This window comes from Aestuariimicrobium sp. p3-SID1156 (assembly GCF_025144225.1).
In the GTDB taxonomy this organism is placed as follows: Bacteria; Actinomycetota; Actinomycetes; order Propionibacteriales; family Propionibacteriaceae; genus Aestuariimicrobium.
The window spans coordinates 221,705-246,406 of the sequence record NZ_JALXXB010000003.1; the positions used below are offsets into that span (position 1 = coordinate 221,705).

General features: G+C 68.4%; 24 protein-coding genes and 1 pseudogene. 4 read left to right on the top strand and 21 right to left on the bottom strand.

What is annotated here, in order from left to right; translation table 11 throughout:
• Positions 1-40: 40 nt before the first annotated feature.
• Genes M3G03_RS06220 through hisF form a run of 4 tightly spaced genes read right to left on the bottom strand, consistent with a single transcriptional unit; the run spans position 41 to position 3,125 of the window.
• Positions 41-1,036: a glycosyltransferase family 87 protein gene (locus tag M3G03_RS06220; protein WP_259808814.1), complete on the bottom strand. Its 996-nt coding sequence runs from the start codon at positions 1,034-1,036 to the stop codon at positions 41-43.
• On the bottom strand, positions 1,029-1,403 hold the full coding sequence (locus tag M3G03_RS06225; RefSeq protein WP_259808815.1) for an HIT family protein: 375 nt from the start codon (positions 1,401-1,403) through the stop codon (positions 1,029-1,031). The genes M3G03_RS06220 and M3G03_RS06225 overlap by 8 nt, the downstream gene beginning before the upstream one ends.
• Positions 1,400-2,353 carry an NAD(P)-dependent oxidoreductase gene (locus M3G03_RS06230; RefSeq protein ID WP_259808816.1) on the bottom strand — a complete coding sequence of 318 codons (954 nt, stop codon included), beginning with the start codon at positions 2,351-2,353 and terminating at the stop codon, positions 1,400-1,402. The genes M3G03_RS06225 and M3G03_RS06230 overlap by 4 nt, the downstream gene beginning before the upstream one ends.
• Positions 2,346-3,125: an imidazole glycerol phosphate synthase subunit HisF gene (hisF, locus tag M3G03_RS06235; RefSeq protein WP_259808817.1), complete on the bottom strand. Its 780-nt coding sequence runs from the start codon at positions 3,123-3,125 to the stop codon at positions 2,346-2,348. Before hisF ends, M3G03_RS06230 begins: the two co-directional genes overlap by 8 nt.
• 74 nt (positions 3,126-3,199) lie before the next feature.
• Here hisF and M3G03_RS06240 point away from each other — a divergent pair, with 74 nt between their 5' ends.
• Genes M3G03_RS06240 through M3G03_RS06250 form a run of 3 tightly spaced genes read left to right on the top strand, consistent with a single transcriptional unit; the run spans position 3,200 to position 6,671 of the window.
• On the top strand, positions 3,200-4,747 hold the full coding sequence (locus M3G03_RS06240; protein WP_259808818.1) for a TldD/PmbA family protein: 1,548 nt from the start codon (positions 3,200-3,202) through the stop codon (positions 4,745-4,747).
• Entirely contained in the window at positions 4,747-6,144 is a 1,398-nt protein-coding gene (locus tag M3G03_RS06245; protein ID WP_259808819.1) for a metallopeptidase TldD-related protein, read from the top strand. The genes M3G03_RS06240 and M3G03_RS06245 overlap by 1 nt, the downstream gene beginning before the upstream one ends.
• Entirely contained in the window at positions 6,144-6,671 is a 528-nt protein-coding gene (locus M3G03_RS06250; protein WP_259808820.1) for a DUF4112 domain-containing protein, read from the top strand. Before M3G03_RS06245 ends, M3G03_RS06250 begins: the two co-directional genes overlap by 1 nt.
• Positions 6,672-6,739: 68 nt before the next feature.
• Here the strand turns inward: M3G03_RS06250 and M3G03_RS06255 are convergent, their stop codons facing one another.
• The 7 genes and pseudogenes from M3G03_RS06255 to M3G03_RS06285 form a co-directional block, all read right to left on the bottom strand.
• Positions 6,740-9,565, bottom strand: a complete 2,826-nt coding sequence (locus M3G03_RS06255; protein WP_259808857.1) for an RNA helicase — start codon at positions 9,563-9,565, stop codon at positions 6,740-6,742.
• Between the two features lie 149 nt (positions 9,566-9,714).
• A complete protein-coding gene (locus tag M3G03_RS06260; protein ID WP_259808821.1) occupies positions 9,715-10,629 on the bottom strand; it encodes a diacylglycerol kinase family protein in 915 nt (304 codons plus the stop codon).
• Between the two features lie 27 nt (positions 10,630-10,656).
• Complete coding sequence (gene tatC / locus M3G03_RS06265; RefSeq protein ID WP_259808822.1) at positions 10,657-11,481, bottom strand: twin-arginine translocase subunit TatC; 825 nt, start codon at positions 11,479-11,481, stop codon at positions 10,657-10,659.
• Between the two features lie 188 nt (positions 11,482-11,669).
• Positions 11,670-11,834: pseudogene (tatA, locus tag M3G03_RS06270) on the bottom strand (twin-arginine translocase TatA/TatE family subunit); the annotation flags it as partial.
• An 89-nt stretch (positions 11,835-11,923) separates the two neighbouring features.
• Complete coding sequence (locus M3G03_RS06275) at positions 11,924-12,160, bottom strand: hypothetical protein (RefSeq protein WP_259808823.1); 237 nt, start codon at positions 12,158-12,160, stop codon at positions 11,924-11,926.
• Entirely contained in the window at positions 12,157-13,134 is a 978-nt protein-coding gene (locus M3G03_RS06280) for a YafY family protein (RefSeq protein WP_259808824.1), read from the bottom strand. The genes M3G03_RS06275 and M3G03_RS06280 overlap by 4 nt, the downstream gene beginning before the upstream one ends.
• Positions 13,131-14,126 (bottom strand): YafY family protein, encoded by a 996-nt coding sequence (locus M3G03_RS06285; RefSeq protein WP_259808825.1) that lies wholly within the window; start codon positions 14,124-14,126, stop codon positions 13,131-13,133. The genes M3G03_RS06280 and M3G03_RS06285 overlap by 4 nt, the downstream gene beginning before the upstream one ends.
• 113 nt (positions 14,127-14,239) lie before the next feature.
• On the opposite strand from M3G03_RS06285, the gene gluQRS reads away from it, so the two are divergent.
• The gene (gluQRS, locus tag M3G03_RS06290; RefSeq protein WP_259808826.1) at positions 14,240-15,157 is read left to right on the top strand and encodes a tRNA glutamyl-Q(34) synthetase GluQRS; all 918 of its coding nucleotides are present in this window, start codon (positions 14,240-14,242) and stop codon (positions 15,155-15,157) included.
• On the opposite strand, the gene M3G03_RS06295 is transcribed toward gluQRS, so the two are convergent.
• The 10 genes from M3G03_RS06295 to M3G03_RS06340 all read right to left on the bottom strand — a co-directional run bounded on the left by M3G03_RS06295 (position 15,118) and on the right by M3G03_RS06340 (position 24,650).
• The gene (locus M3G03_RS06295; protein ID WP_259808827.1) at positions 15,118-16,200 is read right to left on the bottom strand and encodes an FKBP-type peptidyl-prolyl cis-trans isomerase; all 1,083 of its coding nucleotides are present in this window, start codon (positions 16,198-16,200) and stop codon (positions 15,118-15,120) included. The two genes, gluQRS and M3G03_RS06295, sit on opposite strands and share 40 nt — an antisense overlap.
• Before the next feature lie 64 nt (positions 16,201-16,264).
• Positions 16,265-17,722, bottom strand: a complete 1,458-nt coding sequence (locus M3G03_RS06300) for a proteasome accessory factor PafA2 family protein (protein WP_259808858.1) — start codon at positions 17,720-17,722, stop codon at positions 16,265-16,267.
• A gap of 42 nt (positions 17,723-17,764) precedes the next feature.
• Positions 17,765-18,541 (bottom strand): pseudouridine synthase, encoded by a 777-nt coding sequence (locus M3G03_RS06305; protein WP_259808828.1) that lies wholly within the window; start codon positions 18,539-18,541, stop codon positions 17,765-17,767.
• The gene (gene scpB, locus M3G03_RS06310; protein ID WP_259808829.1) at positions 18,534-19,169 is read right to left on the bottom strand and encodes an SMC-Scp complex subunit ScpB; all 636 of its coding nucleotides are present in this window, start codon (positions 19,167-19,169) and stop codon (positions 18,534-18,536) included. The genes M3G03_RS06305 and scpB overlap by 8 nt, the downstream gene beginning before the upstream one ends.
• The gene (locus tag M3G03_RS06315) at positions 19,166-19,987 is read right to left on the bottom strand and encodes a ScpA family protein (protein WP_259808830.1); all 822 of its coding nucleotides are present in this window, start codon (positions 19,985-19,987) and stop codon (positions 19,166-19,168) included. The genes scpB and M3G03_RS06315 overlap by 4 nt, the downstream gene beginning before the upstream one ends.
• Positions 19,984-20,322 carry a hypothetical protein gene (locus M3G03_RS06320; RefSeq protein ID WP_259808831.1) on the bottom strand — a complete coding sequence of 113 codons (339 nt, stop codon included), beginning with the start codon at positions 20,320-20,322 and terminating at the stop codon, positions 19,984-19,986. Before M3G03_RS06320 ends, M3G03_RS06315 begins: the two co-directional genes overlap by 4 nt.
• Positions 20,307-21,311: a ParA family protein gene (locus M3G03_RS06325; RefSeq protein WP_259808832.1), complete on the bottom strand. Its 1,005-nt coding sequence runs from the start codon at positions 21,309-21,311 to the stop codon at positions 20,307-20,309. Before M3G03_RS06325 ends, M3G03_RS06320 begins: the two co-directional genes overlap by 16 nt.
• Positions 21,312-21,323: 12 nt before the next feature.
• Entirely contained in the window at positions 21,324-22,295 is a 972-nt protein-coding gene (xerD, locus tag M3G03_RS06330; RefSeq protein ID WP_259808859.1) for a site-specific tyrosine recombinase XerD, read from the bottom strand.
• Positions 22,273-22,953: an NUDIX domain-containing protein gene (locus M3G03_RS06335; RefSeq protein WP_259808833.1), complete on the bottom strand. Its 681-nt coding sequence runs from the start codon at positions 22,951-22,953 to the stop codon at positions 22,273-22,275. The genes xerD and M3G03_RS06335 overlap by 23 nt, the downstream gene beginning before the upstream one ends.
• Positions 22,950-24,650 carry a CTP synthase gene (locus M3G03_RS06340; protein ID WP_259808834.1) on the bottom strand — a complete coding sequence of 567 codons (1,701 nt, stop codon included), beginning with the start codon at positions 24,648-24,650 and terminating at the stop codon, positions 22,950-22,952. The genes M3G03_RS06335 and M3G03_RS06340 overlap by 4 nt, the downstream gene beginning before the upstream one ends.
• Positions 24,651-24,702 lie beyond the last annotated feature (52 nt).

The following is a 24,702-nucleotide window of genomic DNA, read 5'->3' on the forward strand; positions in this document are numbered from 1 at the left end:
TGATCTTCAACTACTACGTTGAGTAGTCAACCACATGTCCTCATCGGGTCACAGCCGGGGGCCATATCCTGGAGGGTAGGCGGGGTGCCACTACCGCCCCCACCAGGACCAGAAGCCCCACCCACGGCCAGGTCAGCGGCGAGGCCATCAGCCCCGCCGCGCCGCACAGGACCACCCCCAGGGCAAGCGTGGGACGCGCCACCCATAGGCGACCCGAGACCACCGCGACGGCGAGCGCCATCCCACCGGCGAGCAGGCCCGCCAGTCCCGGCGACCAGGCGTCCACGAGCCTCTCAGTCTGGTCGGGGAGGACCATCCATCCCACGCTGGCGGCAGCCACCCATGCGGCGAACCCGCCCAAGGCCCTTCGGCGTTGGCCCGCGAACGCCAACGCGACAAGAACCCAGGCAAAGGGCAGCCAGACCGCGGCCGCGAGACCGACGCCCACCCCCTGCGGCAGGAGACGTGGCCGACGTCGTGGTACCGCCGCTGAGGGGGCCGCTCGCGCCAGCACATCGGCCACCACCAGCGCCAGCAGCGGCAGGATCACCTGCCCCCGCAGGAAGGCGTCCAGGACGGGAGGAAGCGCCAGGACGGCCACCGACGCCGGGACGATCCACCAGCCGTGAACGCCCCAAGCATGGCGCACCACGTCGACCAGGGCAAAGGAAGAGGCCAGGGTCACCAATACCTGCCAGGCACCCAATGACAACAGCGCCAGCGGCGACAGCGCCAGGGCGCCAAAGGGTGTGAAACCCAGGTCGGAGGGTGCCTCGGGCCCGAAGACCGGCTTCCCCTGCGCCATGGAGCGTTCCACCAGCACGATGTCGGCCAGGTCGGTGGTGGCTGGGTGCCAGGGCACCAGGGTTCCCCCACCCAGCCACACCATCGCGACGGCGGCCACGAGCGAGACGAGCAGCACGGCGGCCAGGCGAGGCACCAGCCTGTGGGACCAGTCCTCCCCGCCCACGGGAACCTCCCCTTCCGTCAGTCCCCCCTCCGGCGGCTCCCGTTCAGGCGCCGTCGTCTCAGGCATCACCGCAGAGCAGGCCCACCACGGCCTCGCGGTCCGCCGGCTTCTCCGACTGGCCATAGAAGGGGACGAGGTGGACGTGCAGGTGGAAGACCTCCTGGCCCGCCTCCGCCCCGGAGTTCACGACCAGCTTGATCCCACTGGCCCCGAGCTTCGCCTTCAGCCGTGCGACAGTGCTGGTGACCAGCGGGGCGATGCGGGCGAAGGCGGCGGCGCCGTCCCCGAGGTCCCGCACGTGTTCCCTGGGGATCACAAGGGTGTGGCCGGGCTGCTTGGGGTGCAGGTCGAGGAAGGCCAGGCCGGTCTGGTCGCGCGCCACGACGTCGGCGGGAATGCCCCCCTCCGCGATGGAGCAGAAGACGCAGCTCATCCTCGACCTTCCACAACGTTGTCCAGTGATTCATCCTTCGCCCAGTGCTGCAGCTGCCGACGCAGCAGGGCATCCCGGCGAGGTTCGAAGGCCCGGGTGTAACCGCCGACATGGGGGCTGAAGAAGACGCCCGGCGTGGTGCGCAGCGGATGCAGCGGCGGCACCGGTTCGGGATCGACGACATCCATCGCCGCGGTGATGCGGCCTCCCTGGCAGGCCTGGATGAGGGCCTGGGTGTCGACGATCGGCCCACGACCGATGTTGACGACCATGGCGCCATCGGGCAGTGCCGCCAGCGCCTTCTCCTCGATCAGCCCACGGGTGGTCTCGGTCAGTGGGGCGATGATGAACAGCACATCGGTCTCCGGGAGGACCTCCATCAGCTCGTCGATCGCGCGAACCTGCACGTCCTCGCCGTCGACCGATTCTGTCCGCGCGGTGGTGGCCAAGCGGGTGATCGAGGCCACCTCGAACCCCGCCAGGCGTCGCTCGATGGCCTTGCCGATGTGACCGTACCCGAGGACCGTCACACGCTGGTCGGCCAGCCCTGGAGCCCAGTGTGGCTTCCACACCCCGGCGGGCTGGTCCCGGGCGTAGAGGTCCAGGTCGCGGGCCCTGGCCAATGCCAGGGCCAGGGCGATCTCGGCGGTGGCTGAGTCATGGACGCCGGCCGCGTTGCACAGCACCACCTCGGCGGGCACCTTCGGGGCGATCGCGTCCACCCCCGCCATCTGCGACTGCACGACCTCGAGGGACCCCATCTCGCCGATGCGGTCGAGGATCTCGGGTTGTTGGGCATAGGGCAGCACCATGAAGCCGACGCGGTCGATGCCCTCGGGTGGGGTGGAGTTGTCGGTGAAGGGTTCGTAGCGGATACCGGGGTGAGAACCCAGCACTCGCACTGCCTCGTCGACGCTCTCGTAGGGCACCCAGGCGATGCGCTCAGACATGGACCTCTCCTTCTCGTACCTCGAAACCGGCCTGCGCCAGACCCTTCTTCACCTGGCCGATGGACAGCCTGCCGAAATGGAAGACGCTGGCTGCCAGCAGCGCGTCAGCCCCGGCCCGGGCCGCTTGCGCGAAGTGTTCCACGGTCCCGGCCCCGCCTGAGGCGATGAGGGGGACATCGACCGCGGACCGCACTTTCTCGAGCAGTTCCAGGTCGAAACCGTCGTTGGTGCCATCGGCATCCATCGAGTTGAGCAACACCTCACCCGCCCCGCGGTCGACGGCCTCGCGGGCCCACTCCACGGCATCCAGACCGGCGGACTGGCGACCACCGTGGGTGGTCACGCCGAAGCCGGAGGGCATGCCGGGCTCGCGGCGGGCATCCACTGAGAGCACCAGTACCTGGTTGCCGAAGCGGTCGGCGATTTCGCCGATGGCCTCCGGGCGTCGAATGGCGCCGGTGTTCATGCCGACCTTGTCCGCTCCGTGCCGCAGGAGGATGTCGACGTCCGCCACCGATCCCACTCCCCCACCGACGGTGAGCGGGATGAAGACTGTCTCGGCGCACCGGGCGACCATGTCGCGGGTGGTGGCGCGTCCCTCACTACTGGCTGAGATGTCGAGGAAGGTGACCTCGTCGGCACCGGCCTGGCCGTAGGCCCGGGCCAGCTCGACAGGATCCCCGGCGTCACGCAGGTTCGTGAAGTTCACACCCTTCACGACTCGCCCCGCGTGGACATCAAGGCAGGGAATCACCCGGATCGCAACAGCCATGCCCCCACCATAGTCCGGGCGACCCTCCCCGGCGGTGGGGCGTTTTGTCCGCGGCGTTCCCTAGAGTGGGCACCATGCCCCAACTCGATCCGACGTTCACGGGATTGCCCCTGGACGCCCTCGCCGATGCCGCCCTCAGCCGGGCCCGGGAACTCGGCGCCACCCACGCCGATGTCCGCGTCGAACGCCATCGCACCTCCGTCACCTCACTGCGGGACGCCGTCGTCACCGGGTCCAGCGACTCCAGCGACCTCGGCCTGTCGGTGCGAGTTGTGCACCGCGGCTCCTGGGGTTTCGCGGCGGGTGTCGCCCTGACCCCGGACGCAGCGGCCGGGCTGGCCGAGCAGGCCTGCCGCATCGCGGAGGTCTCTGCCCCGTTGACCCCGCGGCCGGTCGAGCTCGCCACAGAACCGGTGCACGTGGGCGAGTGGGTCTCCGACTACGACCTGAACCCCTTCGATGTCCCCAAGGCCGAGCGCACGGCGCGGCTGGTGCAGCTGCTGGAGGCGCTCGGCGCCCAGCCCGGGGTCGACCACACCTCGGCCACGGTGATGGCAGCGCAGGAGAACACGTTCTTCGCCGACCTGGCCGGGACCCGCACCGTGCAGCAGCGGCTGCGCGTGCACCCCGAGTTCACGGCCATCGCCGTCGGTGAGGGCGGCATCTCGACGATGCGGACCATCGCACCGCCAGTGGGCCGGGGCTGGGAGTACCTGACCGGGACCGGTTGGGACTTCGACACCGAGATCGCCGGGCTCGGTGAGCTGCTCGCCGAGCTCGTCAAGGCGCCCAGCGTGGAGCCGGGAGCGACCGACCTGCTCATCGACCCCAGCAACCTGTGGTTGACCATCCACGAGTCGGTGGCCCACGGCACCGAGCTGGACCGCGCCCTGGGCTACGAAGCCGCCTACGCCGGCACCAGCTTCGCGACCATCGACAAGCTCGGCAGCCTGACGTACGGGTCACCGGTGATGAACGTCACCGGGGACCGCACGACTGACCGAGGCCTCGCGTCTATCGGCTGGGACAGCGAGGGCGTGGAGGCGCAGAGCTTCGACATCATTCGCGACGGCATCCTGGTCGGGTACCAGCTCAACCGCCAGATGGCCGCTGAGCGCGGGCTGAATGGCGGACGCTCCAACGGCTGCGCCTTCGCCGACTCCGCCTCGCACATTCCGCTGCAGCGGATGCCCAATGTGTCGCTGCAGCCCGCTGTCGAGGATGTCACGCTCGACGACCTGCTGGCGCAGTTGGGCGACGGTCTGTACGTCGTGGGCGACAAGTCCTGGTCCATCGACATGCAGCGCTACAACTTCCAGTTCACCGGGCAGCGATTCCACCAGGTGAAGAACGGTCGCATCGTGGGCCAGGTCCGCGACGCTGCCTACCAGGCGACCACCACCGACTTCTGGGGCTCGATGGAAGCTGTGGGCGGCCCCTCGACGTACGTGCTGCAGGGTGCGATGAACTGCGGCAAGGGTCAGCCGGGGCAGGTCGCTGCCGTGAGTCACGGCTGCCCAGCCGCCCTGTTCCGTGGGGTGAATGTGCTCAACACCGTGGCCGAGGCCGGCAGCAGCTCCGAGGACTCGAACTCCAATGACACGAATGAGGGGAACGACTGATGCGCGCGTGGATTGACCAGGCCCTCACGGCCGCGCACGACCTGCCCGGTGCCGACCAGGGCTGCGTGGTGATCCTGACCGAGACCTACGAGACCAACGTGCGCTGGGCAAACAATGCCCTGACCACCAATGGCCAGATGCACCACCTCAAGGCGCAGGTCGTGGCGATGGCCAGCGTCGAAGGTGGCACCGCCTCGGGCTGCCTCGAGGGGCCGGTCGGCTCACCGGAAGAGGTCGTCGAACTGGTTCGCCAGGCTGCCCTGGTGGCCCAGGCCGGGACGCCGGACGAGGACGCCCACGAGCTGCCCGCCGGGACCGAGGACGAGGACTTCGCCACCGGCGCCGAGGCCACCACCTTTGAGGTGCTGGCCGGGGTGTGCGAAGGGCTCGGACGAGCTTTCGAGCAGGCCGGGGACAAGCACCTGTTCTTCGGTTTCGCCGAGCACATCGTGCACACCACCTGGCTGGGAACCTCGTCGGGGTCGCGGCGACGCTCGGTGACCCGCCTGGGTCGGCTGGAGCTCAACGCCAAGCATCCCGACATGGTCGGCTCGGCCTGGGTGGGTCGCTCGACCGCAGACTTCTCCGACATCGGCATGGACGGCTTGGTCTCCGAGGTCCTGGAGCGGCTGTCCGGGTGTGAGAACCGCATCGACCTGCCGGCGGGCCGTTATGAGGTCATCCTGCCCCCCTCCGCGGTGTCAGACCTGATGATCTACGCCTACTGGAGCATGGACGGACGCTCCGCCCGTGAGGGCCAGAGCGTCTTCGCCGGCAAGCAGCCGGGCTCCACGCGTGTGGGCGAGCAGCTGGCCTCGCTCCCTCTCACCATGGCGTCGGATCCCGGGGTGGCGGGGATGGAGTGCGCCCCCTTTGCAGTGGCAGGCAGTTCGCGGGCCGGGATCATGTCGGTCTACGACAACGGTGCCACCGTGGGACGCACGGACTGGATCTCGCGCGGGGTTCTTCGGCAGCTGGTGGAGACCGGCTACGAGGTGGAACGCTCGGGGCAGCATCCGGCCACGCTGCCCTACCCGACCGGGAACTTGCTGCTGGACGGCGGCGGGACCGCGACCCTCGACCAGCTGGTGGCGTCCACGAAGCGTGGTCTGCTGCTGACCTGCCTGTGGTACATCCGGGAAGTGGATCCGGACACCCTCCTGCTCACCGGGCTGACCCGCGACGGGGTGTACCTGGTGGAAGATGGGAAGGTCGTCGGCGCGGTCAACAACTTCCGCTGGAACGAGTCGCCGGTGTCCCTGTTGGGGCGCATGACCGAACTGTCAGCCAGTGAGCGGACGCTGTGCCGGGAGTGGAATGACTGGTTCCAGCTGACCCAGGCGCCCGCGATGCGCGTGCCTGACTTCAACATGTCCACCGTGTCCCAGGCCTCCTGATGAGTGAGCACCCACGACCGGGGGGTCGGCGGGTTCGTCGCAAGGAGGAACCCGCCGCCCCCGTCCAGCCGGCCAAGGAATCGGACCTGCTCGCAACGGTTCTGGACGACTTGGTCAGGATCCCCGGCACGAACTTCGGCATCGGTCTGGACGGCCTCATCTGCCTGATTCCTGGGGTGGGAGACTCGCTGACCACGGTGCTGGCCAGCACGATGCTCACCGACGCAGTCCGCCGACGGGTCCCGATCCCCGTGCTGCTGCGAATGGCGTGGAACCTGCTGTTCGACACCGCGCTCGGCTGGGTGCCCTTCATCGGGGACGCCGCCGACATTGCTCATCGGGCGAATCGCAAGAACTACCGGCTCCTGCGCCAAGCCATTGAGACCGGCGAGTTCAGCACCGACCCGCACCGGGTCTACCTGGCCAAGGCGGTCGCCGTGGTGCTCGGCGTCGTGCTGGTCATGGCCGCCTCGGCCATCGCCGCCATCTGGATCATCATCTCGGTCCTGGCCAAGCTCGTGGGCTGAATCCCTCCCGCCGCCTGACGTGTGCACGTCCCATATCGTGCATACGGGGCGGTCGAGAGGATCGCCACTCAGTCCTCGTCGGGGTCGAAGGTGACCACGCCGCGGCGCATCTGGTCCACCACCATGCGCAGCTGGCGGGGCAACTCGTCTGCCGGTCCGGGCGGGGCACCCTCGGAGACCAGTGCCTGGGCGCGCATCCCGGCGGCAACGGCCAGCTGTCCAGTCATGTCGGCGACCTGGCGGATCCAGCGGACGAAGTCGCCGGCGGGCAGCTGGCAGAGCTCCAGCACCTCGGCCAGCGGGCGTCCATCAGCCCAGGCGTAGGCCGCCTCGGCAAAGCCAATATCCGGCTCGGCAGCCCGCTCCAGCTTGTGCTCACGCTCCAGCTGCCCGACACGACGCCAGATGTCGCGCAGTCGGCTCTGGGCCTTCTCCGACTCCCGGTCCGGCATGCGCGACATGCGACCCAGTTCAGTGCGGCGCGCCTCGTAGACCAGGCTGGAGGCGACGGCGGCCAGCTGGGGCACGTCGAGGGTGTCGAAGACGCCCTCCTGCAGCGCCTCTGCCGCGACCAGGTCCAGCTCGGAGTAGATCCGGGCGAGCATCTGGCCCTCGGCGGTGACCCGATCCGGGTCCTCCGCGCTCAGGTACCCCAGGCTGGTGAGGACGGCGCAGATCTTGTCGAAGGAGTTCGCGATCGTGTTGGTCCGTGCCGCCAGCTTCTTCTCAGCCCGTACCTGGTCACGTTCCAGTCGCATCGCGCGTTCGGCGAAGCGGGCATGGGATTCCCGATCCGGGCACTGGTGACAGGGGTGCTGCTTGAGCCGGCGACGCAGCCCCTCGATCTCGTCCAGGATCTCCTGGTTGGGTCGGGCCACCATGGGGGCCGGGGGCTCGGGCTGCAGCTCGTTGAGCTTGTTGTGGAAGCTGGCGGCCAGTGACTTTCGGCTCGCCGCCTCACGGGGGTTGAACTTCCGAGGCACGCGCACCCGGCCGACCACGGAGGTGGGGGTCGGGAAATCCTTCATCGTGAGCCGGACCAGCTCGCGTCCGATGGTCATCACCATCGGGTGCGGCTCGACGTCGCGACCGCGGCCGGGATCGACGACGACCGCCCACCCCTCGTGGCGCCCGCCCGGGACCCAGATCACCGAACCAGGTTCCAGGTCGATCAGGGACTCGTACACCTCGGCTCGGAAGTCCGACTTCCGGGCACGGGCCATCTCGTTCTCGAGCTGCTTGATCTCCTCGCGCAGCCGGGCGTACTCGCTGAAGTCGCCCAGGTGGCAGGTGGCAGCTTCCAGGTACTGCTCGCGCACCTCGGCATCGCGCTCGGCGCCGCGTGCCAGCTGCACCACCGAGCGGTCGGTCTGGAACTGTGCGAAGGACTGCTCCAGCATGCTGCGGGCCTGTTCCCGGCCCAGGCGCCCGACCAGGTTCACCGCCATGTTGTAGGTGGGGGCGAAGGAACTCTTCAGCGGGTACGTACGGCGGGATGCCAGACCTGCCAGGGCGCGCGGATCGAGACCGGGCGCCCACATCACCACGGCGTGGCCCTCCACGTCGATGCCGCGACGACCGGCACGTCCGGTGAGCTGGGTGTACTCCCCCGGCGTGATGTCGACGTGGGCCTCGCCGTTGAACTTGACCAGCTTCTCGATCATGACGGTCCGCGCGGGCATGTTGATGCCCAGGGCCAGGGTTTCGGTGGCGTACACGACCTTGATCAGGCCCTCGGCGAAGCCCTCCTCCACGATCGCCTTGAAGGCGGGCAGGATGCCGGCGTGGTGAGCAGCCACGCCGCGTTGCAGGGCTTCCAGGAAGAAGTCGTAGTCCAGGGCCAGCCGGTCCTGGGCGCTGAGCCCACCGGCGTGGCGTTCAGCAATCTCCAGCAGCCGCGCGGCCTCGCGCGGGGTGGTCAGCCGGGCACCGGACCCCACCAACTGCCGCACCGCCCCATCGCAGCCGGCACGGCTGAAAATGAACACGATTGCCGGGAGCAGGTGGGCGCGTTCGAGGGTGATCACCGCGCTCCAGCGCGAGGGCACCAGGCGTGGGCCCTGCTCGCTGCGGTCGCGTCCGCGGGCATCGTGTCGGGACGCCGCCCCGCCGAAGCGACCCGAACCCTTCGTCGGCGTCTTGCCCTTGCCCGAGCGCCCCCGGGGACGCCGCGAGTCGTCGCGCTGCCCGCGTGCCTCCTGCTTGGCCAGTTTGACCAGCTCGGGGTTGACATCGGGGGCGTGCTTGTTGGGCAGCGCCACCGCCGTGGGGGCGTCGCCGGCGAACAGGTCATAGAGGGTGCGTCCGGCCAGGACATGCTGGTACAGCGGGACGGGACGCCGCTCCGAGACGACCACGGCAACGTCGCCCCGGACTTCGTCGAGCCAGTCGCCGAACTCCTCGGCATTGCTCACCGTGGCCGACAGGCTGACCAACTGGACGCTCTCGGCCAGCCCGAGGATGACCTCTTCCCAGACGGCACCGCGGAAGCGGTCGGCCAGGTAGTGCACCTCATCCATCACCACGTAGCCGAGGTTGCGCAGGGTGCTGGACTCGGCATAGATCATGTTCCGGAGCACCTCGGTGGTCATCACCACCACCGGAGCCTCGCCGTTGACCGTGGTGTCGCCGGTCAGCAACCCCACGTTATCGGCACCGTGGCGTTCCACCAGATCGTGGTACTTCTGGTTCGACAACGCCTTGATCGGGGTGGTGTAGAAGCACTTGGTGCCCTGTTGCAGGGCGCAGAAGACAGCAAACTCCCCGACCACCGTCTTGCCCGCCCCGGTGGGGGCAGCCACCAGGACGCCGCTGCCGGCTTCGACGTGGGCGCAGGCCTCCACCTGGTAGGGGTCGAGGCTGAAGGCGTAGCCGCGGGAGAACTCCTCGAACATCGGACCGGGCGCAGGCGGCAGGGAATCGAGGTCCGGGACCTCCAGGACTTCCGGGTCGGGACGCTCGTCAGCCCGGTCGTGGGGCCCAGCAACGAGAGGGTCCAGTTGGTCGAATTCCGGGTCGTCCATGGATTCGACCCTACTGGACCTCAGCCGCGCCGAGCGGGAACCGGCTTCGGCAAATGCACCGAGAGGGATTCGGGTTCGACCTCCACCCGCAGGGGTACCGTCCCCAGGGGTTCACCATCTGCCATGCCGACCAGGTCCTCCCCGTCCACCATCACGCTGGAGGCCCGCAGCAACTCGACCTCGGGCCGCTTCACGAAGCCGCCGGTGTAGATGGTGGGCAGCAGCTGTAACAGCTGCATCCGGGTGAGGGCGTGGATGATGGTCACGTCGAGTTCCCCATCGGTGACCGAGGCGCGAGGGGCGATTTTCATCCCGCCGCCGAAGTAGATGCTGTTGGAGACCGCAACCAGCATGGCCTCCAGCTCGCGCACCTCGCCGTCAATCTCCAGCCGGTACTTCAGGGGCGAGAAGGCGGCCAGTTCCCGCAGCGCCACCCAGCCGTAGGCCGGAGCCCCGAGGGTGAACCGCAACCGGTTGGCATGGTCGTTGACCCTGGCGTCATAGCCGGTCGACACGGTGCAGCCGACATGGCGTCGGGTGTCGCCACCGGTGAGTGCGCCCTCGACGCGATTGGTGTCGATGCGCGTCGTGCTGCCGGCCAGGATGGCGCGAGTGGCCTGGGCCAGGTCCGTGGGCACACCGATCCCGCGGCAGAAATCATTGCCGGTCCCCGCCGGGACGAGGCCCAGGTTCACCTCGGTCCCGGCGCACGCGTTGACGCCGAGGTGGGCCATCCCGTCACCGCCGACGACCACCAGTGAATCACCCGGGGACGCGGCAGCGACTGCCTCGCGAGTTCTGGTCGCGGCGTCCTGAAAGCTGGTGGTCTCGTAGAGCTGGACGTGGGTGCCGGGCAACCCACGCACCAGCTCAGTGATGATACGGGGAATGGCGCGGCGGGCACGGCCGCGGCCGGCGTGGGGATTGGCCACCACGCTCAAGGTCCTGGCCTCCACCGCCGCTCAGTCGTCCTCGTCGTCGAGCTCGATCAGTTCGCCGCGAGCGCGGAGGCGGCGGTCGTGGGCGTGCGTGATGACCTCAGCGACCATATAGAGAATCGCCATGGGAGCCGACAGGGCCAGCATCGAGAAGGGGTCGGTGCTCGGGGTGGCGATGGCGCCGAAGATGAAGCAACCGAAGATGGCAGGCAGCCTGAACTGGGTGAGCGTGCGGGCGCGGAGCACGCCGACCAGGTTGAGCGCCACCAACACCACCGGCAACAGGAAGCTCAACCCGAAGATGAGCAGCATCTGCAACTCGAACGTCAGGTACTTGTTCATCTCGTTGATCTGGGTGGTGTCCGGCGGGTTGAAGCTCATCATGACTTCGAAGCCCTTGGGCAGGACCAGGTAACCGACCGTCACCCCCATCAGGAACAACGGCACTGCGGTGAGCATGAACCGCAGGCTGTACCTCTTCTCGTTCTCCAGCAGGCCGGGCATGATGAACGCCCAGATGTGCCAGATCCACACCGGGCAAGTGACGATCAGGCTCGCAATCGCAGCGATCTTCATCCGGAGCGCGAAGGCGCCGGTGATGCCCTCGGTGGTCACCATGACCGTCTGGCCCGTGCGGCTCTCGAAGGCGTGTTTGGCCTGCATCAACGGCTTCGTGATCACGTCATAGAAGATGTGGTACTGCATTTCCACGACGAGACAGGCGACCAGGAAGATCAGAAAGATGATGAAGGACCAGATGACGCGGTAGCGGAGCTCGCGCAAGTGGTCCACGAGCGCCATGGTCCCGTCGGGGTTGTCATGCTTGACCGGCTTGAGCCAGTCAGGCATCAACCCCCGACGGGTCCTGGCCTCTGTTGCAGGCATGGTTCAGGTGCCCGGCTGGTTCAGCGCTGGTCGGGGCGGCGCAGGGTGTCGTCCTCGACGAGCTCCGCGTCCACGACGCGGTCGTCGCGGGTGACCGAGGCGCCGCGAGCAGCGTTGGTGTTCATGACCTCGTCGACGGGCTCGGTGCAGCCCTCCTCGACAGCATTCGGCTTGTTGGTGTGCAGGTCGCGAGTCTCTTCCTTGAACTCGCGGATGGCGCGGCCCGAGGCCTTGCCGATGCCGGCCAGTCGGCTACCGCCGAACAGCAGCAGCGCGACGGCCAGGATGATGAGAAGTTCCTGCCAGCCAAGACCCATGATGGTTCCTCACAGAAGGCGGTCCGATGACCGCAGTGGTTCGTGGTGTACCCGGGAACGCGGGGTGCGCACCGTGCACAGGGGGGAGCCTACCCGACCTGCTCCACTCGTCCGAAACGCTCGGTCGGAGCGTCCGGGGCATCCTCGAGCGGGCCAAGATCCAACTGTCCGAGCAGGTCGGCGAGTTCCTGCCCGCGCCTGCCCAGCATCTGGATCTCGGAGTAGACATCAGCAGCCTTGTGGAACAACCATACAGCCCACCCAACCATGCTGACGAGGCCGGCCAGGGCGATGCCCAGGAAGATCCACACCCACAGCACGGTCATGCTCCCCACAGTAGCGAATAGGCCTGCAGCGCGTCGCGGGCGACCCGGGCGGCCGTTTCCCCGGCGTCCTGCGGCTCAACCACCGCCACCGCATCAGCCAACTGCAACAGCCGACTGGTCAGGTAGGTCTCTGACACAAGCGGCATGGTGACCCGACGGGTGGGGCCTCGACCCTCGGTATCGGGCAGGTCATGCCACTCATCGGTCGGGTCGTACTCCACGATCCAGTGCGCTTCCGGGGCCAGGTCGAGGGTGACGCGCTCTGCCTCCTGCCCCGAGAACCACGTCTCCGGCAGGGCGGGGGCCGGGCCGTGGTCCACGGCGGAATCCTCCAGGATGCGGGCCCGCGCGACGCGGCTCACCTTATAGGTGCGCCAGCCCTCGGACTCGACATTCCAGGCCTGCAGGTAGGCGGCTCCCCCGCGCACCACCAGGCTGACCGGGTCCACCACGGGGTGGGTGGTCATGCCGCGATTCGCACCGTCATAGCTGAGCTGGATGCGGCAGCCGTCCTCGATGGCCTCTGCCAGCGTGCGACGCACCTCGTCAGCCCCGGAGGCGACCTGGACCACGACACGGCTGGCGGCGTCCCCGGTCAGGCGTTCGAGCTTGGCCAGGGCACTGGCGACATGCTCCGTGGCCTCGGAACTCACCAAGGGCTGCAGCGCGCGCAAGCCGATGACAAGGCTGAGTGCCTGGTCGGCGGTGAGGTTCAGGGGCCGCTGGACGTACTCGGAGGGCCGCACGACGAAGGTGCCGTCGTCGAACTCCTCGAAGTCGATGAGGTAGCCGAAGCGTCCCTGGGCAATGGCCTCCGGGTCGGCCCCGATCATCGACAGCTGCTCCAGCTCGTGGCGCAGCCGCTCGGGTCGGATACCGAAATGATCAGCCGCTTCCGCAAGCGTCAGGCCGGGGTGTTGTTCCAGCCACGGGATCATCAGGAAGATCCGCTCCACGTCATCGATGGCCTTCACGAGGCACCTCCATGGGCCGCGACCACCCGCTGGAGGTGGTCGATCACGGTCTCCCGAAGAGCCGGCGGGCTGACCACGAGGACATCCGCCCCATGGGTGGCGACCTCGGCCGCCAGGTCCGCTTCGCGATTGAAAGGCACCTCATAGGTCCGGTAGCCCTCCGGCAGCTCCGGTCCGTCCCCCACGACAACCATGGGACGCCCGCGGCGCCGCAGCATGGGCGCGTATTCCCCCCGAATCGCGAGGACTGCCTGCTGGGTTCCGGGCGCCGGCGCCAGGGAGGCGAGCAGTGCGGCTCGGTCGATCTCGGGCACCTCGTAGGACGCATCCGGGCCCTCCGCGCGCGGCTCGGAGGTGATCCGGGAGAGCTTGAAGGAGCGCCTCTCCTGCCGGTCACGGTCGAAGCCGATCAGGTACCAGGAACCTGACCGGGAACCGAGCATCCAGGGCTCGACGTGGCGTTCCGAAGTGGTGCCGGTGCTGGTTCGGTAGCTGAAACGGACGCGGCGGCGGCGTGCCGTCGCCTCCCACAGTGGCTGGAAGGCCTGCTCACGGGCCGAGACCGAGGGCTGGAAGGCCAGGCTGGGCGCAGCGTCCAGCTCGACACCGGCCGCCGCGAGCTTGCGCAGCGCGTCCTGGGACTCCCGCGCCATGGCGTTCTCACTCCACACCCGGCCGGCCAGGGTCAGCATGGCGCGTTCCTGGGGGGTGAAGTCGATCTCGGGCAGGGTGAAGCTGCGGTCGCGCAGGCGGTAGGCCTCTCCCCCGTCGGTCTCGCTGGTCTCCAGGTTCATGCCGAGTTCACGCAGGGTCTGCTTGTCCCGCTCGAACATGCGCTGGAGGGTGGGCCCGTCGCCGGTCTGGCGGTATTCACTGACCAGGTCGATGATCTGGCGGCGTGTGATGGGCTGCACCGCTGACATCAGCACGAAGACCAGCTCGAACAGTCGTAGGGAATTGGCCCTCGCCACCTGCGAACGTGCCGTCGCCATGCTTCCTCCGCCCGCCACCGAGTTTCCTGCCAGCTGGTCTCTGGTACCAGACTGGGCCTGGTGGGAGGCTACCAGCGTCCCGACATGCCAGTTTCGCCGGTGAAGGAGTTTCGATGACCGGTCGGTTCGCGCCCAGCCCGACCTCTGCCATGCACCTGGGCAACCTGCGCACGGCCCTGCTGTCCTGGGTCTTCGCCCGGCGCGAGGGCGAGGGTTTCCTGGTGCGCATCGAGGACCTCGACCAGCAGCGGGTCACTGCGGCGCACGGTGTGGCCGACCAGCAGCTCACCGACCTCGCCGCGATCGGTCTCGAATGGGACGAGCCGGTGGTGAGGCAGTCCGACCGGCTCGGCCTCTACCGAGACGCGATCACCAGTCTCGACACCTACGAGTGCTACTGCACTCGCCGCGAGGTCGCCGAGGCCTCCCAGGCGCCCCATGACGGCCATCGCCCCTACCCGGGCACCTGCGCGAACCTCTCCGATTCCGAACGTGCACAGCGTCGGACGCAGCGCCCCGCTGCCCTTCGGGTTCGCTCCGAGGGCGCCAGCTTTGCGATCCATGACCGGTACGCCGGCGAGGTGACCGGCCTGGTGGACGACTTCGTGGTGGCGCGTGGGGACGGCACCCCGGCCTACAACCTGGCCGTCGTCGTCGACGACGGCCTCCAGGGCGTCAGCCAGGTGGTCCGCGGCGACGACCTGCTCAGCTCGGCCCCGCGACAGGCCTGGCTCGCCGATCGGCTCGGGTTCCCGGTGCCGGAGTACATGCACGTCGGGCTCGCGGTGAACGCCGAGGGCCAGCGGCTTGCCAAGCGCGACGGTGCGGTGAGCCTGGCCGACCTGGCCGAGCTCGGGCATTCAGCAGTTGAGGTCCGCGGGTGGTTGTTGGCCTCCCTCGACCTCGAGCCGGGGCTCACCAACGCAGAACTGCTGCAGCTCCCGCTCGAGGCGTGGGCTGCAGCAGCTCGCAGGTGGGTAGTGGATCCCGATCAGCTGGCGGGGCTGGTGAACAGGATGTCCACCACGTAGACCAGGGTCTCGTCCGCGGCGATCGAGGGGGTGGCATTGCCCTTCGGGTAGGCGTCGGCCGGGGGCACCACGAGCAGGATGCGCGAACCGGCGGGCTGGTTGACCAGACCCTTCTGCCAGCCGGGGATCAGGCTGCTCAGGAGTCCGGACTCGGGACCGGTCTCGTAGTTGGAGGCCACGACCTTGCCGGTCTTCCAGCTGACGGCGGTGTAGTTGACCACGATGCCGTCGGTCTTCTTCACCGCGGGGCCGGTGCCCTTGATCAGCGGCTGGATGACCAGGGAGGTCGGCTTGGTGGCGCTGCCGATGGTGATGGTCGGCTCCTTGCCCTTGCCGTTGTCCTTGACGGTGGGCAGGCCGGCCTTCGGGGTCACTGGGGTACCGACCGGGCCGTCCAGCTGGGCGGAGACGATGTCGACCACGAAGATCAGCGAGTCGGTGCCCAGGATGCCGGCCTGTGGGTTGCCCTGGGCGTAGCCGTCCTTGGGCGACATCATGATCAGCACGCGGGAGCCGATCTGCTGACCCTGCAGACCGGTGCGGAAACCGGCGATGACCTGGTCGAGCGGGAAGGAGACCGGGGTGCCCTTGCCGCCCTTGAAGGAGGTGTCGAACTGCTTGCCGGTACGAGCGTTGAAGCCGGAGTAGTTGACCTGGACAGTCCCCTTGGTGACCTTGCCGCCCTTGCCGGGGCTGAGCACCTTGGTGGTGGTCTTGGCGATGGTCAGCGGCCACTTGGCGGTGACCTTCGGGGGCTGGCCATAGGCACCGGTCGCGGTGATGGCGTCCAGGTTGGTGATGGTGCTGGGTGCCGCCGCGGAGGCCGAGGCCGAGCTCGATCCTGATGCCGACCCGCTCGGGAGGGCGCTGGCGGTGTTCTCGATGCTGGGGAGCTGGGTTCCCGAGGCGGTGGCCGTCGGGGTGTCCTCCGTGCCGGGCTTGTCGCCATTGCAGGCGCTCAGGGCCAGGCCGGCCACCACCAGGGAGGCAACGACACCGGTACGGAGGGTGTGGCTCTTCAGGTCACGAGAAATCTTGGGCACCGCTGCAGATTACCCGACGCGGGTCCATGCGCCGAACCGGCTGTGGATGGCGGCGCCAGATCGTTCAGATGGGGCGGTCCTCGAGGATGAAGCTGTCCGAACGCCTCCGGCGTGGCTCGCCCTCCATCCGGGCCAGGAGTTCCTCCACCTCTGGATTCTCGTGTTCCAGGGGGTCGGGCATCACGACGGTCCCCTGCGGCAGGTCCCGGCAGGTGAAGGTCATCCAGTCGCAGGTGAAGTCACGCCCCTGGGCCCGCGCCGTCTGGACCAGCCGCCCGCGAAGCCAGGCCCGGGTCGTCGGCACGGGATGGGTCTTGGCACGGCGCACCTCGTCCTCGTCCGCGAGTCTGTCGCAATGCCCGGACACCTCCGCGTGCGCGAACAACCCGCGCGCCCGGGCATCGGTACCGCGGTGGATGTCGTGGTAGGCCAGGTCGAGCTCGGCCAACACCGCCGACTGGGAAGTGAGGTGGTGCCGGCGTGCGTACTCCAGCATGATGCGTTCCTTGATCGCCCAGTCGACCAGCCGCTCGATCCTGGCATGCTGCCGATCAGCCACGGCGCCCAGCACCAGCTGCCACAGCGACAGGGCATGCACCAGGTCCTTGTCATCGGCATAGGGCTCGACGACGGTCCGGATGCGGTCAAGGATGTCCAGGGGCGTGACGATCCGACCCGAGACCAGCTCCAGGCGTCCCCTGCCATCGCGATGGCGTGCGACCTCCCGAATCGCCGCCGACGGGTTGCCCAGCTCCAGGTCAGCGAAGTCGTGCCCGTCCTCGATCGCGCGCAACACCAGTTCGGTGGCGCCGAGCCGCAGCAACAGGGTGTGCTGGGCGAGGTTGGAGTCCCCCACCATGACGTGGAGGCGACGGAACTTCGTGGGATCGGCGTGTGGTTCGTCGCGCGAGTTGATCAGCGGTCGCGATCGCGTCGTGGTGTTCGAGACCGGGTCCCACATGTGCGCAGCGCGCTGGGAGAGCCACAACTTGCCGCGTCCGTCCTCACCAGTCACCCACTTGCCGGCCCCGCAGAGCAACTGCCGGGCGACCAGGAAGGGGGTCAGCGCCGCGACCCAGTGCTTGAGCGGCAGCTCGCGGGTGACCTGGTAGTTCTCGTGGCTGCCATAGGAATTGCCGTGGCTGTCGGTGTTGTTCTTGTACAACTGGACGCGCGCCACCAGACCGTCCTCGCCCATCAGTGCCGTGGCGCGGGTGGCGAGGTCGTCCATGATCCTGTCCCCGGCACGGTCGTGGACGATCAGGTCGTGGATGCGATCACATTCGGGCGTGGCGTACTCGGGATGCGAACCGACATCCAGGTAAAGCCGGCCACCATTGCGAAGGTAGGCATTGGTGGACGCCTGCTTCATGGTGACCGGCCGGAACATCTGCTGGGCGGCCTCGTCGGCCCCGAGTGGACGCCAGACGTCCTCACTGATGCCGGGAGCGATGTCATGGCTGGTGAGCACCTGGATGCCCAGGCCGTACTCGGTTTCCAGCCCCTTGATCCGTTGCTTCATGACCGACACACGGCCCACCCTAGCTCTTGGGGCTGGAGGCCCTCACATGCCCACCAGGTCCATCAGCTCGCCGATCTCCTCACGCGTGAGGTGGCGCGACTCCCCCACGCGCAGGTTTCCCAGCCGCACCGGGCCGATGGAGATGCGGGAGAGGCGACGGACCGGGTGGCCCACGGCGTCCATCATGCGGCGGACGATGCGGTTGCGGCCCTCGTGCAGGGTGATGCGGATCAGCGACTTGGTCTCGGTGGCGTCGATGAGCTTGACCCGGTCGGGCTTGACCGGGCCGTCCTCGAGCCGCAGGCCCTTCTCGATGCGCTCGACCACCTTCATGTCGAGCTTGCCCTCGACCTCGGCCAGGTAGGTCTTGGAGACCTCGTAGCTGGGGTGGGCCAGTCGGTGGGCGAACTCACCGTCATTGGTGAGCAGGATCAGGCCCTCGGTGTCGGTGTCCAGGCGGCCGACGTGGAAGAGGCGCTCCTTCTGCCGATCCATGTAGTCCTTGAGGGTGAGGCGGCCCTCGGGGTCCTCCAGGGTGGACACGACCCCGCGCGGCTTGTTCAGGACGAAGTAGAGGTGGTGGCGGGCCGGTGGGATGCGGGAGCCGTCGACGCGGATGACATCGCGGGCCGGGTCCACGCGCACGCCCTGTTCCATGATCACCTGGCCGTTGACCTCGACTCGGCCCTCCTCAATCATCACCTCGCAGGCGCGCCGTGAGGCCACACCGGCCTGGGCCAGCGCCTTCTGCAGGCGGATGCCCTCGTTCTGCTCCTGGGGCTGGTTCGTGCCAGAGGGCTCGCGGTCGTGCTCACTCATCGGTCTCGTCCTCACTCGTCGTCGGTCCGGTCGGCCCTGCCTGCGGCCCTGCAGCCGGATCGACCTCCACAATACGGGCCAGTTCGGATTCCAGGTCCGTCGCATCGGGCAGGTGCGGGGCCAGCGGCGGCAGCTCGTCCACCGATTCCATGCCCATCCGCTCCAGGAAATGGTCGGTGGTGCGGAACAGGGCCGGTCCGTGGTGATCGGGCTCCTGCTCGGCCTCTTCGACCAGCCCGCGGGAGAGCAGCGTGCGCACGACCCCGTCCACGTTGACCCCGCGTACGGCCGATACCCGGGAGCGCGAGATCGGCTGCAGGTAGGCGATCACGGCCAGGGTTTCCAGCGCGGGCTGGGAGAGCTTGGACTGCTGCCCCTCCAGCACCCAGCGCGAGATCAGCTCACCATGTTCGGGCCTGGTCCACAGCCGCCAGCCGCCACCCACATTCCGCAACTCGAAACCGCGCCCGGACTCGTCGTAGAAATCCTTGAGGTCCAGGCAGGCCTCGGTCACCTGTTCAAGGGGGACGCCGAGGGCTTCGGCGAGGGTCATGGCATCCACGGGTTCGGTGGCCATCAACAACAGGGCTTCCAGCGCGGGTGCGATCTCTGCGGGGCTGGTATTCATGGGGCCTCCTCACCGGCCGGCTGGTCGAATTCGTCGGAGATCTCGTGGTCCGTGTCCTGGTCCCCGGTCCAGCGGATGGTCAGCTCACCCAGCGGCGAGAGTTGCTCGAAACTCACTGCAGCGTCCCGGAACAATTCGAGCAGGGACAGGAAACGTGCCACCGTGGTGAGCCGGTCCGCGTCCGCACACAGGTCGCGGAAACTCATCGTGCCGTGTTGCTGGAGCCGGGCCACCACGATGCGGGCCTGTTCCTGCACATTGACCTTCGCACCGTGGAGGTGGGCCAGACCCACCTCGGCCACCTGCTCGGGCTGCAGCAGTTTCGCGAGCAGCTTCGCAAGCCGGTCGGCGGGCGGCAACGTGACCGGCGGCACCAGGGCCGCGAACTGGGCCTCAAGACCACCGGGCCGGGCAAAGCGTGAGGCCTCCTCCCCCAGTCGGGCGGCGAAGATGGTGGAGACCTCCTTGAAGGCGCGGTACTGCAGCAGCCGGGCGAAGAGCAGATCGCGGGCCTCCAGCAGGGCCAGGTCCTCCAGGTCCTCCACCTCTCCGGAGGGAAGCAGCCGGGCGGTTTTCAAGTCCAGCAGGGTCGCTGCCACCAGCAGGAAGGAGGAGGTCTGGTCCAGGTCCCAGGCCTTCGAGCCGACCTTGATCCAGGAGATGAACTCGTCAGTGACCCGACTGAGGGCTACCTCGGTGACGTCGAGCTTGTGCTTGCTGATCAGCTGCAGGAGCAGGTCGAAGGGGCCCTCGAAGTTGTCCAGCTTGAGCACGAAGCCGCTCGGGGCGTCCTCGCTGCCCTCCAGGCGTGTGGTCACCGGGTCTCTCGCAGGCGGGTGACCAGGTCGGAGTCCTCACCGCGCTCGGCGAGGTCGGCGAGGGCCCGGGCCACGGCGGCACGGACGATGCGTCCCCGGTCGACCGCAAGACGGTGCTCGGCGCGCAATTGCAGCCGGGCCTGTTCCAGGGCCACCAGCTCAGCCGAGGAACAGTAGACGGTGATCTTCTCCTCGTGCCGGACGCGTCCGGTCGGCTCCGCCTCGGTCTTCCGCTCGGCACCGCCGTCGTCGATCCGGGCCCTGCTGGGGGTCGTTTGGGGCTCGGTGCGTCGGAAGAGTTCGGAGGCCCCGGGCAGGTTCACCCGGCGTGGCATCGGGCGAGCACCTCCCGGGCGAGCATGCGATAGGCCTCGGCTCCGGCGGAGTTGCTGGCATAGCTGGTGATCGGCTCCCCGGCGACCGTGGTCTCGGGGAACTTGATGGTACGCCGGATGACGGTGTGGAAGACCTTGTCACCAAAGGCATCGACCACGCGCTCGAGCACCTCGCGGGAATGCAGGGTGCGGGCGTCATACATGGTGCCGACGATGCCCAGCAGGTCCAGGTCGGGGTTCAGTCGGTCGGACACCTTGTCGATGGTGTCAGTCAACAGCGCCACCCCGCGCAGGGCGAAGAATTCGCACTCCAGCGGGATGATGACCTTGTCCGAGGCGGTCAGTGCATTGACCGTGAGCAGGCCGAGCGAGGGGGCGCAGTCGATCAGGATGAAGTCGTACTGGTCCTCCACCTTGTCCAGGACGCGCAGGAGGGTCTGCTCGCGGGCGACCTCGCTGACCAGCTGGACCTCGGCGGCCGACAGGTCGATGTTGGCCGGGAGCAGGTCCATCCCCTCAATGACGGTCTCCTGGATGACCTCCTCGGGGGTGTGGCGACGGCTGAGCAGCAGGTCGTAGATCGAGCGCTCAAGGGTGTGGGGGTTGACGCCCAGGCCCACCGACAGCGAGCCCTGGGGGTCGAAGTCGACCAGCAGCACCTTGCGACCGAGCTCCACCAGGGACGCCCCCAGGTTGATCGTCGTGGTGGTCTTGCCCACGCCGCCCTTCTGGTTGGTCATGGCGATCGTGATGGCCTTCTTCGGCCCCTCGCCGACGGGCGGGACCTCGGGAAGCACGGGCCAGGGACGTCCGGTGGGGCCGACGTCGGAGGTCTCGGGGTCGACGCGCGTCACCGGCAACCGCAGCTCGGGGGTCTCGGACGCCTCCACGTCGAAGAGCGCGTCGACGCCCTCGCCCTGCCCCGCGGTGTGCAGTTCGTTCTCGTCCAGCCCGTACTCGTCGGCCACGTGAATCCCTTCCGAAGTCATTCTCCCCGAAGTCTAGCTGCGGGCGCGGGGGTGGGAGCTGCGGTAGACCTCGCGCAGGTGCTCCACGGTCACCATCGTGTAGATCTGGGTCGTGGTCACCGAGGAATGGCCGAGCAGCTCCTGCACCACGCGAATATCGGCCCCACCGTCAAGCAAGTGGGTGGCGAAGGAGTGCCGCAGGCTGTGCGGGGAGACCTCGACCCCCAGTCGGGCCTTCTCGGCGGCGGTCTGGACGATCGCCCAGGCGCTCTGCCTGCTCAACCGGTTACCCCGCGTGTTGAGCAGCAGCGCGGGGCCCGGCTGCCGTGCCCGCGTGGCCCACCCGGGACGCCCGCGGACCAACCACTGGTCGACCGCTGCCCGGGCGAAGGAGCCCAGCGGGACCACGCGTTCCTTGTTGCCCTTGCCGAGCAGTCGAATGGCGGCATCCTCGTCGTCGAGGGCCCTGCTGACGTCGTCGACGTCCAGGCCGCAGACTTCGCTGATGCGGGCACCGGTCCCGTAGAGCAGTTCCAGCAGCACGGCATCGCGAAGACCGTCGACCGTCGTGGTGTCGGGCGTGGCCAGCAGGGCTGCCACTTGGTCCTGGGAGAGCGCCTTGGGCAGCCGCTTGCCCACGGCTGGCGGGGTCACCTCGACGGCGGGGTCGGCGGCGGTGATGCCCTCCCCCGCCACGAACTTGTGGAAGCCGCGCACCGCGACCACCGCTCGACCGACCGAGGATCGCGCCATCGGTGTGCCGGTCCCCGCGCCGGCGCTGAGCCATTGGCTGAACTCGTCCACGTCGGAGGGCGCCACTTCCCGCAGCGCGATGACCCCACGTTCAGTGAGGTGGCGCAGGTAGCGCTCCAGGTCGCGGCGGTAGGACTCCAGGGTGTTGGCCGAGAGCCCTCGTTCCACCGTCAGGTGGTCCAGGTAGTCCTGGAGGACCGTCGCCAGCTCACGCGGGACGGGCGTGGGCTCAGTCGCGGGGGCGTCCGGCATGGATCTCACGCACCGGCCACGGGGCGTCGGGCTGGCGCAGGGAGTCCAGGCGTCCGGTGGCACGCGCCGCAGCCAGCGCCATGATGCCGGAGACCAGCAGCGGAGACTGCAGGCGTCCGGCCAGGATGCCGTCGACCAGATCCTCGAACGGGACCCAGGCGGCCTCCATGTCGGCCTCTTCGTCCTCGGGTGCGAAACCGTCGGGGTGCGGCGCCTCGGAAAGGTCGGTGGCGAGGAAGACGCGGGCCGACTCCTCCGAGCCGCCGGGGCTGGTGCACACGTCGACCAGCAGTCGCCAGGTCCCGGCTTGCAGCTGGACCTCCTCGGCGAGCTCGCGCTGGGCGGCGCGCAGGAAGTCCTCGCCCTCGACGTCAAGCAGGCCGGCGGGGGGCTCGACCAGCTTCAGGCCGACTGGGTGGCGATATTGGCGAACGACGGCGACCCGGTCCTGGTCGTCCACGGCGATGATGCCGACGGCGCCGGGGTGGGAGATGAACTGCCGCCGAAAGGCGGGGCCACCGGTCGGCGGGACCAGCTCATCCTCGACGAAATGGCAGACCCGGCCGCGGGCCAGCACCTCGTGATGGGCGACCTGCCAGGCTTCCGGGCTGTCAGCGAGGACCTCCGCTGCTGAAGGACTATGCCGGTCGGCGTTCACTGATCCTCCCCGACTGCCTTCTGGGCCTCGGCACCCTCGGCGCCGTTGACCGGGAGCCGATCGGAGTGCTTGCGCTTCAGTGCGGCCTCGACCAGCCCGGCGAACAGCGGGTGCGGGCGGGTGGGGCGCGACTTCAGTTCCGGATGGGCCTGGGTGGCGACGTAGTAGGGGTGCACCGAGCGGGGCAGCTCGACGAATTCGACCAGGTTGCGGTCGGGCGAGGTGCCGGAGATGACGAGGCCTGCCTCCTCCAGCTGGGGTCGGTAGGCATTGTTGACCTCGTAGCGGTGGCGGTGGCGCTCCTCGACCTTGGTCTTGCCGTAGGCGCGGGCGACGACCGATCCGCGCACCAGCTCGGCCGGGTAGGAGCCCAGACGCATCGAACCGCCGAGGTCCCCTTCACCGGAGACGATGTGCTGCTGCTCGGCCATGGTGGCGATCACCGGGGAGCCGGTCTCCGGGTCGAACTCGGTCGACGCGGCGTCCTCGATGCCAGCCATGGTGCGAGCCGCCTCAATCACCATGCACTGCAGACCCAGGCAGAGACCCAGGGTGGGGATCTTGTTCTCGCGGGCAAACTTGAGTGCCCCGAGCTTGCCCTCGACGCCGCGAATGCCGAAACCGCCCGGGACGCAGATGGCGTCCACGTCGCCGAGTTCGGCGAGTGCACCCTCGCGGGTCTCGCAGCTGTCAGAGGCCACCCACTTGATGTGGACCCTGGCGCGGTGGGCAAAACCGCCGGCGCGCAGGGCCTCGGTCACCGACAGGTAGGCGTCCGGCAGGTCGATGTACTTGCCGACGAGCGCGACGGTGACGTCCTCGGTCGGGTTCTCGACGCTGTCGAGCAGCTCGTCCCAGCGGTCCCAGTTCACGTCGCGGAACTTCAGGTTCAGGCGGCGGACGACGTAGGCGTCCAGGCCCTCCTCGTGCAGCACGCGGGGGATGGCGTAGATGGAGGGGGCGTCGATGCAGCTGACCACGGCCTCCTCGTCCACGTCACAGCTCATCGCGATCTTGCGCTTGACGCTGTCACCGAGTTCGCGGTTGGCCCGGCAGACGATGGCGTCGGGCTGGATGCCGACCTGGCGCAGGGCGGCCACTGAGTGCTGGGTGGGCTTGGTCTTCATCTCACCCGAGGGTCCGATGTAGGGCACCAGGGAGACGTGCAGGAAGAAGCAGTTGTCGCGGCCAACCTCGTGGCGGACCTGGCGGGCGGCCTCGAGGAAGGGCAGCGACTCGATGTCGCCCACGGTGCCGCCGATCTCGTGGATGACCACGTCGATGTGCGGACCACCGACGGCCATCATCCGTTCCTTGATCTCGTTGGTGATGTGCGGGATGACCTGCACGGTGTCACCCAGGTAGTCACCGCGACGCTCCTTGGCGATGACGGTGGAGTAGACCTTGCCGGTGGTGACGTTGGCGGCGCCGTCGAGGTTGACGTCCAGGAAGCGCTCGTAGTGGCCGATGTCCAGGTCGGTCTCGGCGCCGTCCTCGGTGACGAACACTTCGCCGTGCTGGAAGGGGTTCATGGTGCCCGGATCCACGTTGAGGTAGGGATCGAGCTTCTGCATCGTGACCTTCACGCCACGCGCGATCAGCAGGCTGCCCAGGCTGGAGGCCGTCAGGCCCTTCCCCAGGGAGGAGACGACTCCGCCGGTGACGAACAGGTGCTTGGTTTCCTTCGCTTTGCCCACGGGCTCCCATCATAGGGTGTCACGCCCGGATACGTGTCCCCGTGTGATCGCC